Genomic DNA, 13,068 nt, shown 5'->3' with positions numbered 1-13,068 from the left:
GGCAGCGACTCTGTACTCGCTATTAATAAAAATTTCTTAATTGCAATTTTCTATTAATCGGTAGAATATGCCTGACTTCTATCTCTTTTAATGAATTAGGCATCAAATTCTACTATTTACAGGATTAAATAGATAAATTAAAAGCCTTAAATCCGGTTCATAGCACTGACTTTGCTCATTTACATGTTTTCTTGGAGTCTTACTAATATATGGTGCCCGCAAAGAGAAAGATTTCTACATCCGTAAAAGTTTGAAATATTAACTATACTCTCAAAACCAAATAACGTCTTTTCAGCTCGTTAAGAGTTGGTTTATAAAGTATTTTTACAATAGAAGATAGATTACTAAATTTGAGGTTTCGGTTCTCAGTATTACGCTGAAATCTATGCTGAATAAACCCTAGACCACTGCTTTCATCAATACAGAGTAGGACATACGGGCCTCATGAATTCCTAAATCCAAACCCGGTGATCATCCCCATCCCTTACTCATAGAACATCGAGTATAAAACCGCAATTTATGACAAAGGAACAGGTAAATTAGCCGTTTGGGTTTGGGTATAGACCGCATTACTTTTGGTCGTTTGCTCAACCTTTACTTGGTATTGAATGTCATAGCCCGGTTTTAGCCATGCACTGAAAAAGGGTTGCACATTCAAGGTATAAACATTCTTATCTACCCCGACGCCATCACTAGATCGGCCTATCGGAGGCACGCGCAGCTCTACACTATGGCGGACTTGATAAGTATCCGTTTTCAGGCCACTGGCAGATTGTTTACTGAGACAGGTGACTTTCAGTTTGGTGTTTTGGAGGAGCGATCGCACATCCCCATCATCCACCAATACCAACTGCCCCACCTGTCGTTGGCTCGCCTCCTCATCAATGCGGAAGGACTGGACTCGATTAGGTGAAAACCCGCCCGTAATGGTCATGACCGTCAGTGGGTCCTGTTGCTTCAACTGATATTCCAGGGTTCCCGGCAGCTCAAAATCCAGTTGACCTTGGTTATTTTGCACCTGAATGGTTGCACCTATTTTGGTATCGCTCACCTCTAATTCAGTGGGAGACTTAGGTGCATTCCAATCGATACGGTAGTTGAGACGGGCGGTGGAATCCAAATAGGTATAGGTATCAGGGACTTTGGAATTGGGATGGAGTTGCGATCGCAATCCACTTTTCTCAGTCCAAATATTTTTCACCAAGTCCACCTGCTGACCCATCAATTGTTCCAGCGGGGCATAGTACTGCACTTTTTCTTGGGGAATATCCTCACGCGGAACCATCACCACCTGACCGTATCGCCCCTCTCGACCAGCTTGACCATCCTGACCATCCTTTCCCGCGGCTCCACCCGTACAGTGGAAATGTTCAGTCTTATAAACACCACCATACTCCCAGCGATAGGCCCACTGGGAATTACCCTTGTCTAGGGTCGGATGATGGCGTTTGTGATCAATTCTCTGGCTGCCTGTACAGGGATAAGTCTTAGTTTTATCTTTAATCCAGGGCGCATCGGCCACGCCGCGCTGCTTGCGATAGCGCTGCCACTCACAATAGTTCACCTGCCAAGCGGTATCGACGCAGCCACACCCATAGCCTCCGGGGGCACCGAGTCCTGCTTGTCCACCTTGCCCTCCGGCATTATTTAGGGTTAGGGCTTTCAGTTGTGCCGATTGCGCATAATAAATCCAAACTTTGCCACCATCTCCCCCACGGCCACCATTACCGCCTCGACCGCCTCGTCCACCGTCAGCCCCTGTGAGGTTGTGGGTAGGTTGAGCTGAGTGATCACAACCATAAGCATTCTCACCCAACTGGCCATCTTGTCCCGATGTCCCAGAGCTACCCGCCACATCCACCGTCATCGGTGACCCCGTTAGACGGATTTGGGTTTCCTGACCGGACGTCCCATTGCGACCATTGGCCCCATCTCGACCTTTGCGTCCATCTCCTCCAAAGGTTTGCGTGCCCCAAGCAATCAGAGGTTGCAAGGTAGGTTGGACCGGCTGGGGCGAATAGGCAGCGCTAAATGGAGAAAAGTGGCCCAATAGAAGAGTTAAGGTACAGGCACACAAACCCAACACCCAATAGAGTTTCCGCTTCAAAAACCGCATGCTGATATTAGGAATAAAGAGGACAGATTGAGGGGAACTGGCCAACTTAAAACCCAAAACCGCTGGTTCATTCATCAATGCGGGTTGGCGTTGCCGTAATTTCCTACGACTGCAGATGATCCGTTTAGGTTCCGGGTCAATGGCCCTAGGCCACCGCAATACAGTCGATTTCTACTAAGACATCCTTAGGTAACCGAGCCACTTCCACACAGGCACGGGCAGGTGCAGTGGCTTCATCAAAATAACGGGCATACACACCATTTACCGTGGCAAAATCATTCATATCTGCCAAGAAAACCGTCGTTTTGACCACCTGGGACCAGCCTACGCCTGCTGAAGTCAATACAGCTTCCAAATTTTTCATCACTTGCTCCGTCTGCTGGGCCACATCATCGCCACCCACTAAGGCACCCGAAGCTGGATCTAACGCAATTTGCCCGGATGCGAACACTATTGCGCCCTGGGCTCGAATGGCTTGGTTATAGGGACCGACCGGTGCAGGAGCATGATCGGTACGAATCACATCATGGGACATAGGACACAGCCAACTAAACACTTGCGATGATCCTGCCTGGTTGTGGAATCGTCGTCAACTGATGGCTGATACCCACCACAATTTACCGATCAGACTAACCTTCGATCACATAGTCAAAATTACCTTCACCCACATTTTCGGTGAGGGTCTTCAAAATTTTCTTCGGATCATCGTAAGGCCCACAAAAATAGCAGGGTTTGCCATTGCGGCCACAGTCTAGTTTGCCTTGGCTACTCCATTCTCCTAAATGAGCTTTAGATTTTTGGAAATCGCGATGAGGTTTGAACCCTAGCCCCTCAGCATAATCAATTATGCTATAAACCATGGCTTGCGCTTGGTCTAAGGAGATCTTTTGAGGCGGTTCATCACGCCTGGTCAATAAAATAGCCATAATCTTGGGTACTGAACTTTCGTGGCCCTATCGTATCTTTAAGCCCTAAGCACCAATAGTCCAGCAGATAAGTACAAATCACAAAACGGTTGTGGCCGGCTTTCCGGGTAACCGTCACAATCGCCATTCCCTGGGATTCATCTTCCACGGTTGCCGTTGATGGCGTTGGGTTATCAAAGAAGTGTTCAACTGCACCTTCATTGGCCCAGCACTCGAATAACGGATCAAGGGTAGCCGTTTTGCCATGAGCAAGGGCATGTTCTTCTGCCTGCACCCGGATCACGGCTGAGACCTCAGATACCCGCAATCTCAACTTGCGGGCAATCTGCTTTGGCGTCAAATTCAAAGTCCGCAAATTCGCAATTTCTTGCTCTTTTTCAAATTCCATCGCTCTCCTGAATCAGGCAATATTAAGCCGCGACAATCAGACTCAAAACTCTCCCAAATATGTCTCTACCTTAATACGGAATTCAGGGATCTGATGCCAAGCCTCACGGCCATTCGATAGGGTTTCTCCAGAAAACATAGAGACTTCAAACTTAGCTCCCTCCGAATCAATATATTGTCCATACTGAGGAGCTACTGTACCTTTGGCAGGACTAACTTCCCAACCACAACAGAGGAATCGAAGGGGAGCCATGCCAAATTCACGTTGCAAAAATTTCTCTATTTCGATGGCATCAGTGCCCTGGACAGTATAGGGAGAAGTAAGAACAACAACCTGCTGCATTTCTCCTGTTTCACAGCCAGCAAACTTCAAAGCCGCTGGTTTTTTATCCCACCTCGCTAGAAAATCACCACAACCTTGAGTCGAATAGCGCACTCTAGTAGGCTGCTGAGCCTGAACCTGATCAGAGACTAAACCTAGCAACATCGAAAGTATGAGAAAGCTGGACTGCCAATATTGTTTACTTAGTCTTTGAGGTTGCAACCCAAGCATAGCCACTGTTTTATCTTTCTGAGTGAAGCAAACGATTGATCCAGCCCATATTAGCTGAATCTCTTCGCCGCCATCCTAGCACTCGCATTTTAGGCAATCGTAAGTGGATAAGGTTTACACGCTATGCCGCTGCTAGCCACACTCGGGCTAACTCAATTTGCGATCGCTCAAACGCTTTGATCTCAGCCGGGAAAATCGCGCTGACCGCTTCGGCAACGGTTCGCATCCATTGAGCATCAGCCACCAAAGCCACATGGGTAATGTCTTTGACCATATAGGCCTGCTGCAAATCTTTCCACAGGGCCATGGGGTCCATACCCTCAAAGCTGCGAATCTCTTCCAGCACTTTCACCTTGCCATGCTTAGCCAAATCCGCTTTCATTTGCGGCACAATCCGATCAAAGTCGGCAGCGGTAATGGTGCCCTCAATAATGACCTCAACGATGTTGCTCTCACTGCTGCTGCGATAGGTCATACCGGACACTTGGCTGGGTTCAGGAACCGTCAGCAACCAAGTCCGGGCAGCTTCCAGTTGGGAGGGAGCAAAGGCTTTGACCTGGGCAGATAGGAGATTATCAGATGCTGCAGCAATGGTCCGTACCCATTCTGCTTCTGCCACGACGGCAACATGGGAAAAGTCGTTGACATGACTGAGTCCAAACTGCGCATCTTTCCACAGAGCAATGGGATCTATGCCTTCAAAGCTCCGGATTTCTTCCAATAGCTTAAGCTTCCCATGCCTGGAAATATCGAGCTTCATCTGAGTAATGACTTGATCCAAGTCAGTCTCGGTAATTTTGCCTTCAACAATCAGTTCGACAACGTTACTCGTGGGGTTGTTACGATACTCAATCACGGAAGAATCTCCTTTATTTGAGTGGCATTGCTTACAGGCTATCGTAGGGAGCCATGGAATGGCATTCTTTTACGACGGTTTCTAACAAGAACTGGTCAGAAGTTTGAAGTGGTCCCCAATGATTGGATAACTTCAGTTCTTGATATGTCCACAGCCACAATTCAGGAACATCTTCAGCATCAACCTTCAATTCGTTTCACTGCAAATACCCCTCTTTCTGCCACCGAGGGATAGGCATCGGTCGACAATCGTGTAGCAATGGGGCAAGCATCACCGCCAAGATCATCTAGCTTTGCAAGAAGTACATCACCAGCAAACCGCTGCACAATAGGCGAGTCGTCCTGAGCAGCTTTAGCTAACAACTCCAAAAATGGGCGATAGACACGGATCTTCCTCTCACCCAGCACGGGTACGTATTGTCCTTGGCACCAACGTCGATCTGTCCATACCCATTTCCGGCCCTCGAACCACACCATGCACCCTTCTAACTGGCTTCTATACGCTTTTGCTCGGACTGCTGGCTGAATTGCTTGCTCACAGAGGATTGGTAAGAATGGGTCGAGAACTGGCGTGCGCCCTACTTGTCCCAGAATTCTAGCAGCCGGACCAGTCGTCGATTGAATCAGCTTCGAGACCAGCCGCGAAGGCACATCAGCAATGGATAGCAGGTTCATCAGCACATCAAGGTCTTCGGTCTGTACGCGTCCCCAGGTGTGTACAGACAGCAAAAGTGCCCAAAGGGCTTCCACTAGATATTCTGGTTGGGTATGGGCTGCCATTGTCGGAATATATTCGCGAGCCGCAGCTCGTACCTGCAGAACCCAATCATTTAACCGCCGCAGAACCAATGCACATAGAAATGCATTAGGTGCCCCTTCATTGAGAGCGCGCAATGCTTGTTCACGCCGATATCCATTGCCACTGCAGCAGTCTAACCAAGGTGACCCTGATATATTCCGATAGCGCTGGAGCGAATGCACGATCGCACAAAAGATACCGTACCGCTTCTAGAACCTGTTCTTTATTGGCTTGCGGATTGATCATGATCGAGTCACATCATCTCAGCTCTGGCAATATCTTCAACCAGAGTGTCGATGGTTAGCTTGAATCGGCAGTGTTGCTGATTTTATGCGGAGTCCTACCTCAAGTTAGCTCAAGTTAAAATCAAGCCTCTAATTTTGATATAGATAAAAATCAATCAAAAACCGGTTGAAGCTATATTAAAATCTATGTAAGATCAAGATGTTTGCAGCACTCGAGGTAGTCAAAAATTACTACCTTCTGGCATCCAGCCTAAAGCCCATATATTGAACGGCTGCTTGGATAGCTTTTGCTAGGTTTTAGCTGGCTAGAACAATAGGGCTGACTCGCGTATTGAGGTTGTTACAGGTTTCTGAACAAACTTAGCAGCATGGCCCTCAAATTTACCCCAATCAGTCAATTGCGAATCGTCTGATTCGCAACAGGTTACCTAGTATCGGGATCTTCCCTACTGGGTCCCCGAGCATACACCGTGGAAACACTTTGGAGGAAAGGATGAAAGACTATACACTTGTCTGGATATTGCTCTGGCAATCGATCTATTTCGGCCTGTTTTTGCATAGCATTCTGACGGATGCGTTTGCAGATAGCGATCAAAACCAGCAAGATTTTTAATCAAGCACATCACACCCGGAACTTGCCGATCTAACAGGATGACAAAATCAGGCAGAATAGCAAAGGCTAGTATGCTGGCCTTGTGACCTGAACCCTAAGGATAGGTATGACCTCCGAACAGCAGCATTCTTTAGAAGTACATCGACAGCAATTTCCTGCTTTAGGGAATAAGCTGTACTTCAACTACGGTGGCCAAGGCCCCCTGCCACAGCCTGCTTTCACTGCCATTCAGTCTGCCTATATCCAAATGCAAGAGCTTGGCCCGTTTACCGGGGGGGCATTGGCTTGGATGACGGAGAAAGTTGAAGGTACTAGACGTGCGATCGCATCCCAACTCAACGTCTCTCCCAGCACCATCACCCTGACAGAATCCGTATCCAGCGGCTGCAATATCGCCATGTGGGGGTTTAACTGGCAACCGGGTGATCACATTCTTTTATCCGACTGTGAACATCCCGGAATTATTGCCACTGCCCAACAGCTTAGCCACCGCTATGGTGTCGAAGTCTCGAACTTCCCCTTGATGGCAACCCTGAACGAGGGTGATCCAATTGCGGTCATGGTGGAGCATTTACGTCCCAACACACGATTGGCTATCGTGAGTCACATCCTGTGGAACACTGGCCAGGTCTTACCTCTCAAGGCTATGGCAGCCGCCTGTCGGCAAGCCGTACCGACCGTGGCAATCTTAGTGGATGCCGCCCAATCCGTCGGGGTATTGCCCCTCAAGGTGGATGAATTGGATGTCGATTTCTATGCTTTTACCGGTCATAAGTGGTTCTGCGGCCCTGATGGGTTAGGCGGGCTGTATGTTCGAGCAGCCTCTTTAGATCGTTTGAAACCCACCTTTATCGGCTGGCGTGGGATTGATATGGATGTCCAGGGTAAACCAACGGGGTGGAAGCCAGATGGTCGTCGGTATGAGGTCGCGACTTCTGCCTTTCCGCTGTTTCCGGGGTTAACCGCTGCCATTGAACTACAGGAGCAGTGGGGAACGCCGACGGATCGCTATCAACGCATTGTCCATCTCAGTCGAATTTTGTGGGAGCTGCTCAGCACGATTCCAAAAATCACTTGTTTACGCACTACCGCACCAGAGTCTGGTTTAGTCGCTTTCCAAATTGAAGACTTCAGCAATCATCGTCCTTTTGTACAACAGCTCGAAAGCCAAAAGATGATGGTGCGTCTGATCGCAGATCCTAATTGCGTCAGAGCTTGTGTGCATTATCTGACTTTGGAATCTGAATTAGACCAGCTCGTCCAGGCCATTGAGCAAGCATTGGCATGACGGACTGACGTGGGCTAACGCACCGGGTGGACATACTGTATGGAACATCAAACACTTCGTTTAGCCCGGCTAATTGCAGCGATAGTGGTTATTGGCTTCGGCTGTACGAAACAAGCAGCTAATTCAATGCAACCACTGGAGTATGACCAAATTCATACTTTCAAAGTAGGGAAGCACCCAGTCACCATCGAGACCAAATCCTTCTCATTCACCAAAGGAGATAATGGACCTGCCCAGCTGATTATTTCTACCAATGGCACCGAAACATCTCTTAGTTCACGATTTAACAACGATCTTTGGCTCGATATCCGACCTGGCTATCTTTCCTGGCAAGATGTCGATCAAGATCAGCTGCGTGATCTCGTTATTTGGACACCTGCCTTGGATCAACTGGTCGTTTCAGCATATATCTCCGGCCAAGACGGCACGCTCCATCAGCTGGCTGATCCCTTACAACAACCCCTCCCTGAAGCACCGGGATTTTGGTAGAACGTGTGGCAAACACAGAATTGACTAACTTGGGCTATCGGCAACACAGAGCTGGGTTAACATCCTCGAAATCCAAAAGATTCTCAGATCACACCAAGCGCGAAGTGTGGCTTCAAAAACAGAAACTTAACCCCTAATGCTCCACAAATCGTTAGGCTAAATCAACAGACTTCATAGAATCAGTTTTGAAGGAGCACATGATGTCCAGTCAAGCTATCGCTTCAATTCAAACCCTCTTTCAAAGCCGGTTAGCAACTCTCGAGCATCTTTTAAAGACTGCTCAAGCCCATTTCAGTGATGAATCCTTTCTGCAAAAACGAATAGTGGCAGATATGCTGCCCTTCGGCACACAGATTGCGTTTACCTGCAATCAACCCCGAAATTTCGCCTTGTGGAGTGAGGGTAAACCTGCCGACAATCTTGATCCAGAGGTCACCTCCCTTGCCCACGCCTATGAGCACATCGCCAATACTCAAAGCATGCTTATAGACATTAGCGTTGCAGATGAAAAACTAGCTGAAATCACGCGCATTGACTTAGGCGATAATCTCTATCTTGAGCTGTCGGGAGGTGACTATATCCACGAATTCCTCATCCCTAATTTCTACTTCCATCTGGTCACCGCCTACGACATCTTGCGTATGGCGGGTGTACCCATTGGCAAACGAGATTACATGATGCACTTGGTACCTTTCGTTAAACAGGGTTGAAGCCGACCTTAAAGTGCGGGCTGTCTCACTGATGGCCCCTACTGCTCCAAAGGGCTACTAGCCGATCTTGTTAAGATAAAACAGTACCCTAGGGAGGCAGTTGATGATTCCCATCCGCGGTGTTTACGAAGTTGCGATCCGCGTCCGCGACCTTGCTAGGGCAGAGACATTTTACTGTCAGCTCCTCGGCCTAAAAGTGGGTCTTCGAGATGAACAACGCAACTGGCTGTTTCTACGAGCCGGTGATTCTTCTGGCATGATCGTGTTGCAAGAGGACCAGGGAAACTGGCCTATACAACACTTCGCGTTCACGGTTCGTGACTCTGAAATAGAGCAATCGGTACAACAGCTTCGGGAACATGGCATTGCTTTGGAAGGTCCCATCGTCCATGATTGGATTCCAGCGAAGTCAGTTTATTTTGAAGACCCCGATGGTCATGCGCTGGAACTTTGTGCTGTACTGCCTAAGGCCGTCTAGCTGCATCCAATAATACTTGTCAGTTCCTTATTTTGTGTTTGCGGTGCCTAGCCATAGCTATCTTTCAATCAGTTGCTCAGTTCTGTGGAGAAGTAAAGAATGGCTTATTCCATCCAATGTCAATGTGGACGTGTTCAAGGGCGTGTTAATCACCCTAAAAATATCAACCGAGTGACCTGTTATTGTCGGGACTGTCAGGCATTTGCGAATTTCCTGGGCAGAAGTGCTGAAATTCTCGACCCTCAGGGGGGCACAGAAATCGTTCAGATGCTGCCGAAGCATATCTCGTTTGATCAAGGGGCTGAATATTTGGCCTGTATGCGCCTGACAGAATCGGGGCTATTGCGTTGGTATACCACATGCTGCAACACTCCCATCGGCAATACGTTACCGAGCCATAAGATGTCTTTTGTTGGTGTGGTTCATAATTGCTTGGAATCCTCTGATATCACCCTGGATGAACTCTGCACCTCCGAAAGCGCCCACGTCAATACAGCCGGTGCCAAAGGAGATCCTAAACCCAAACCCGCTGGGCAGGTCAAAGCGATTATTCGTAATCTGCTGATGATCCTGAAAGCACGTATCGATGGCAGTTACCAACAGACGCCCTTCTTCGAAGTGGGCTCTGGTTTGCCCATCACCACTCCTAAAATACTGAGTTCGCAAGAATATGAGGAGCTGATGAATACGGTTTAAGGGGCCATCCAAGCCGTTATGGTGACGGTCAATCCACAAGACTGACGAGTCCTAGTCCATTTAGCAAGTTCTACAGTGCCATGCCTTCTTCTCCACTCCCCAAGCGGCCCACTAACGATTATGACCAATATCATGCCCATGTCTATTTCGATGCAGACTCGGTAGAGTTAGCCTCGTCCATTTGCCACCAAGCAGGCGAGCTATTTGATATTCAGGTAGGCCGAGTTCACCAAAAGTTGGTGGGGCCACATCCTCGATGGAGCTGTCAACTTTCCTTTAGCAAAGACCAGTTTGATCGACTGATTCCGTGGCTGGAAGAGAATCGTAACGATTTAACGGTCTTTGTCCATGCCTTAACGGGAGATGATCTAGCAGATCACACGACCCATGCATCTTGGCTAGGTGAATCGGTTCCCCTAAATTTGACCGTCTTCGGCATTGAAGGAGCCGTTGCTGAGGAAAAAGTCTCTTCTTAAGGCCTAGCCTGCACAAGTCTTAAACACCTCTCTCATGGCCTGTGTGAAGCCTTTAGGTTCGTGTTACATGGGTGCGATCGCACCTACCTCTCGATACGGCTGATCCACTAAAAACGTTTCGGCCTGCATGGCATCCATCGGCCGCGTAAATAAGAAGCCTTGAATATAGCGGCAGCCCAGTTCCGTCATAATCTGCAATTGCTCTAGGGTTTCTACCCCTTCAGTCACCACTTGCAGATTCAATGCATCAGCCATGGCAATCATGGAGCGAATTAACTCTTTGCTTTCTGGGCTTTCTGTCAGATCTCTGACAAAACTCCGATCAATCTTAATGCCGTGGATGGGATACTTGGCGAGATAACTCAGGGATGAGTATCCCGTCCCAAAGTCATCCACAAAAATGCTAAATCCCAGCTCGTTCATTTCATTTAAATTCTTCATCACCAGTACAGAGTCTGCCAGCAAGTAACTCTCCGTAATTTCCAGTACGACGTCGTGGGGGCTAATACCGGATACATCAATGGTGCTGAGGAGGAAGGGGATAATATCGGATCGTTCCAGCTGGCCACAGGACAGATTGACATTAAACTTCTGCTGAGGACGGGTGATGCCGCTAGCCCGCCATTGACGAAACTGTTTACAGGTTTGCTCGAAAACAATTCGGTCGATATCGATCACGAGCCCTAATTCTTCTGCCAGGGAAATAAAGCGACCGGGCGAGATTATGCCCTTGTCGGGATGAATCCAGCGCACTAGCGACTCAATCGAGTAGATGTCGGACTGATGGATATCAACAATGGGTTCAAAATTGACGCGGAACTGTTTCTCCCGCACAGCGGTTTCTAATTCTCGTTCTAGTTCCAAGCCTTCTAAATACTCTGTCCGCATTCTTTCATCGAAGAATTGATAGCAATTTCCCGTTGCTTTAGCGCGATACATGGCAATATCAGCATCACGAACGACGTCATCAGCAGATTGATAGGATGCATCCCCTAAGACGATGCCAACACTTGCCGACATGGAAATTTCGGTCTCGCGAATGCGCAGGGGTTGAGCAAAGGCAGCCGTGATTCGCTGGGCCAGTTTGTAGGCTTCAGCGACCGTCAGTTGCCCCGTTAGCAACACGAATTCGTCTCCCCCCAACCGGGCCAGGCAGGTTGCATCACCTGCCAACGTGGACAGGCGATTGGCAACCTGAATCAACACTTTGTCACCCATAAGGTGACCAAACCGGTCGTTAATTTGCTTAAAGCGATCAAAGTCGATAAAGAAAAAGCACAGTCCTACAGCTAAATCCGTGCCGAGCTGAGCCACACATCGATTTAACTCCCGCATTAATTGGTTACGGTTTGCCAACCCCGTTAAGTCATCATGGGTAGCGTCATATTCCAAGCGCTTATTGATTTGTTCGAGATGGAGCTGGGCGGCCTGTAGCTCAGCAGTTCTTTCTTGCACTAGGTTTTCTAGTTCCCGCTGATGCAAGTCTGCCTGGGCTAACCGTAAACTAGATTCACTCTTGAGATCTTCGTAGGCCTGCTTGAGTTTGAGCGATGTTGACTGGACGGACTGTTCTAACAGTTCGCGGTTGGCAGTGAACTCTTGGATGGTTTGATTGACCGCTAAGACAAAGTTGGTCCAGCCGGACAGATTAGGGACTTCATCCGCCGTGACCCCTTGCCGACGCATTAGCCGTTTAAGCATGCGGCTGAGTGCGCTAGACCGATGGTCGGGAACAGGTTGAATCGCCATGGTCAATCCCTAATACTCTCGTATTAGCCCCATCGTGATGGTCTCGTTGTGCACCTGTGGTGGCCCCGATGAGGTGGTTGAGATTTCGCCGAAGGCATACATGCCAATTTGATGAATCCCATGCCCCAAGCCATCATAGGCAAGGGCAGCTTCTTCCCTCGTCTTCTCGAGCAGGACTGTGCGTCGACCCGCACAGCTCACACAAATGGCTAGGGCATTGTTCTGGGGCAGAATGGTTTTACTCCGCATGCGCTCAACCGCTTCGTCCACCCCATCCAGAATTTCGTCTGCAGTGGTTGTCATCACTTGAACCGTCACACCTTCAGGAATATCCCCTGCCAATTCAATGGCCCCAGATGCTTCATCAAAGCGATTGACGTCGCGAACAATTTGCATTTCTAGGCTCGGTAGCCGAATCGTCAGGGGGTAGCGAGTCGAGGACTCGTGCAACCCAAATCCGACTTCGTTCCCCACCTGTCGCTGGTACACATCATGGGCAGGTTCGCCATCAAGTTCGTATAACGTTCGACCGGCGGTTCGCGTCGCCTGACATTCTGCTCCGATCAATCGCCATCCCCCTCCAGTGGCTCGGGTCAGTTCTACCCGATTCCCCACAAAACCAACGGCACAAGCCTGCAAGCGTTGCAGTTCGCCATGGCTTTGTTGCATGAATCGCGTAAAGGCTAGA

The 13,068-nt window shown here is 48.8% G+C and carries 15 protein-coding genes; 6 read left to right on the top strand and 9 right to left on the bottom strand.

Annotated elements, in window-relative coordinates; all coding sequences use genetic code 11:
* Positions 1-517: 517 nt before the first annotated feature.
* From AM1_RS14975 to AM1_RS14950, 7 genes are all read right to left on the bottom strand, one after another.
* Positions 518-2,191, bottom strand: coding sequence for a hypothetical protein (locus AM1_RS14975; protein WP_012163701.1), 1,674 nt, complete (start codon positions 2,189-2,191; stop codon positions 518-520).
* Positions 2,192-2,261: 70 nt separating this feature from the next.
* A complete protein-coding gene (locus tag AM1_RS14970; RefSeq protein WP_012163700.1) occupies positions 2,262-2,651 on the bottom strand; it encodes a RidA family protein in 390 nt (129 codons plus the stop codon).
* 94 nt (positions 2,652-2,745) lie between these two features.
* Positions 2,746-3,042, bottom strand: coding sequence for a hypothetical protein (locus AM1_RS42875; protein WP_012163699.1), 297 nt, complete (start codon positions 3,040-3,042; stop codon positions 2,746-2,748).
* Positions 3,017-3,430, bottom strand: a complete 414-nt coding sequence (locus AM1_RS42870; RefSeq protein ID WP_012163698.1) for a hypothetical protein — start codon at positions 3,428-3,430, stop codon at positions 3,017-3,019. The genes AM1_RS42875 and AM1_RS42870 overlap by 26 nt, the downstream gene beginning before the upstream one ends.
* Positions 3,431-3,472: 42 nt before the next feature.
* Positions 3,473-3,916: a DUF4952 domain-containing protein gene (locus AM1_RS14960; RefSeq protein WP_238548968.1), complete on the bottom strand. Its 444-nt coding sequence runs from the start codon at positions 3,914-3,916 to the stop codon at positions 3,473-3,475.
* A 187-nt stretch (positions 3,917-4,103) separates the two neighbouring features.
* Positions 4,104-4,838 (bottom strand): SpoIIAA family protein, encoded by a 735-nt coding sequence (locus AM1_RS14955; RefSeq protein ID WP_012163696.1) that lies wholly within the window; start codon positions 4,836-4,838, stop codon positions 4,104-4,106.
* 179 nt (positions 4,839-5,017) lie between these two features.
* A complete protein-coding gene (locus AM1_RS14950; RefSeq protein ID WP_049783738.1) occupies positions 5,018-5,818 on the bottom strand; it encodes a hypothetical protein in 801 nt (266 codons plus the stop codon).
* A 782-nt stretch (positions 5,819-6,600) separates the two neighbouring features.
* On the opposite strand from AM1_RS14950, the gene AM1_RS14945 reads away from it, so the two are divergent.
* From AM1_RS14945 to AM1_RS14920, 6 genes are all read left to right on the top strand, one after another.
* Complete coding sequence (locus tag AM1_RS14945; RefSeq protein ID WP_012163692.1) at positions 6,601-7,782, top strand: aminotransferase class V-fold PLP-dependent enzyme; 1,182 nt, start codon at positions 6,601-6,603, stop codon at positions 7,780-7,782.
* 39 nt (positions 7,783-7,821) lie between these two features.
* Positions 7,822-8,271: a hypothetical protein gene (locus AM1_RS14940; protein ID WP_041659883.1), complete on the top strand. Its 450-nt coding sequence runs from the start codon at positions 7,822-7,824 to the stop codon at positions 8,269-8,271.
* A 200-nt stretch (positions 8,272-8,471) separates the two neighbouring features.
* On the top strand, positions 8,472-8,981 hold the full coding sequence (locus AM1_RS14935) for a DUF1993 domain-containing protein (RefSeq protein ID WP_012163690.1): 510 nt from the start codon (positions 8,472-8,474) through the stop codon (positions 8,979-8,981).
* A gap of 103 nt (positions 8,982-9,084) precedes the next feature.
* Positions 9,085-9,459, top strand: coding sequence for a VOC family protein (locus tag AM1_RS14930; RefSeq protein ID WP_012163689.1), 375 nt, complete (start codon positions 9,085-9,087; stop codon positions 9,457-9,459).
* A gap of 99 nt (positions 9,460-9,558) precedes the next feature.
* Positions 9,559-10,155 (top strand): DUF6151 family protein, encoded by a 597-nt coding sequence (locus tag AM1_RS14925; protein WP_012163688.1) that lies wholly within the window; start codon positions 9,559-9,561, stop codon positions 10,153-10,155.
* Between the two features lie 80 nt (positions 10,156-10,235).
* Entirely contained in the window at positions 10,236-10,631 is a 396-nt protein-coding gene (locus AM1_RS14920; protein ID WP_012163687.1) for a DOPA 4,5-dioxygenase family protein, read from the top strand.
* A gap of 63 nt (positions 10,632-10,694) precedes the next feature.
* Here the strand turns inward: AM1_RS14920 and AM1_RS14915 are convergent, their stop codons facing one another.
* Together AM1_RS14915 and AM1_RS14910 are read right to left on the bottom strand one after the other, a co-directional pair.
* The gene (locus AM1_RS14915; RefSeq protein WP_041659882.1) at positions 10,695-12,380 is read right to left on the bottom strand and encodes a putative bifunctional diguanylate cyclase/phosphodiesterase; all 1,686 of its coding nucleotides are present in this window, start codon (positions 12,378-12,380) and stop codon (positions 10,695-10,697) included.
* Between the two features lie 9 nt (positions 12,381-12,389).
* Positions 12,390-13,049, bottom strand: coding sequence for an FIST signal transduction protein (locus tag AM1_RS14910; RefSeq protein ID WP_012163685.1), 660 nt, complete (start codon positions 13,047-13,049; stop codon positions 12,390-12,392).
* Between the last annotated feature and the right edge of the window lie 19 nt (positions 13,050-13,068).

The sequence above is a fragment of the Acaryochloris marina MBIC11017 genome (assembly GCF_000018105.1).
In the GTDB taxonomy this organism is placed as follows: Bacteria; Cyanobacteriota; Cyanobacteriia; order Thermosynechococcales; family Thermosynechococcaceae; genus Acaryochloris; species Acaryochloris marina.
The sequence above is the reverse complement of the archived record's forward strand: the minus strand, read 5'-3'. Positions and strand labels throughout refer to the sequence as shown.

Coding starts and splice junctions, on each gene's coding strand:
- AM1_RS14975 (WP_012163701.1), bottom strand. CDS start 2,191: ATGAATGAACCAGCGGTTTTGGGTTTTAAGTTGGCCAGTTCCCCTCAA.
- AM1_RS14970 (WP_012163700.1), bottom strand. CDS start 2,651: ATGTCCCATGATGTGATTCGTACCGATCATGCTCCTGCACCGGTCGGT.
- AM1_RS42875 (WP_012163699.1), bottom strand. CDS start 3,042: ATGGCTATTTTATTGACCAGGCGTGATGAACCGCCTCAAAAGATCTCC.
- AM1_RS42870 (WP_012163698.1), bottom strand. CDS start 3,430: ATGGAATTTGAAAAAGAGCAAGAAATTGCGAATTTGCGGACTTTGAAT.
- AM1_RS14960 (WP_238548968.1), bottom strand. CDS start 3,916: ATGTTGCTAGGTTTAGTCTCTGATCAGGTTCAGGCTCAGCAGCCTACT.
- AM1_RS14945 (WP_012163692.1), top strand. CDS start 6,601: ATGACCTCCGAACAGCAGCATTCTTTAGAAGTACATCGACAGCAATTT.
- AM1_RS14940 (WP_041659883.1), top strand. CDS start 7,822: ATGGAACATCAAACACTTCGTTTAGCCCGGCTAATTGCAGCGATAGTG.
- AM1_RS14935 (WP_012163690.1), top strand. CDS start 8,472: ATGTCCAGTCAAGCTATCGCTTCAATTCAAACCCTCTTTCAAAGCCGG.
- AM1_RS14930 (WP_012163689.1), top strand. CDS start 9,085: ATGATTCCCATCCGCGGTGTTTACGAAGTTGCGATCCGCGTCCGCGAC.
- AM1_RS14925 (WP_012163688.1), top strand. CDS start 9,559: ATGGCTTATTCCATCCAATGTCAATGTGGACGTGTTCAAGGGCGTGTT.
- AM1_RS14920 (WP_012163687.1), top strand. CDS start 10,236: ATGCCTTCTTCTCCACTCCCCAAGCGGCCCACTAACGATTATGACCAA.
- AM1_RS14915 (WP_041659882.1), bottom strand. CDS start 12,380: ATGGCGATTCAACCTGTTCCCGACCATCGGTCTAGCGCACTCAGCCGC.
- AM1_RS14910 (WP_012163685.1), bottom strand. CDS start 13,049: ATGCAACAAAGCCATGGCGAACTGCAACGCTTGCAGGCTTGTGCCGTT.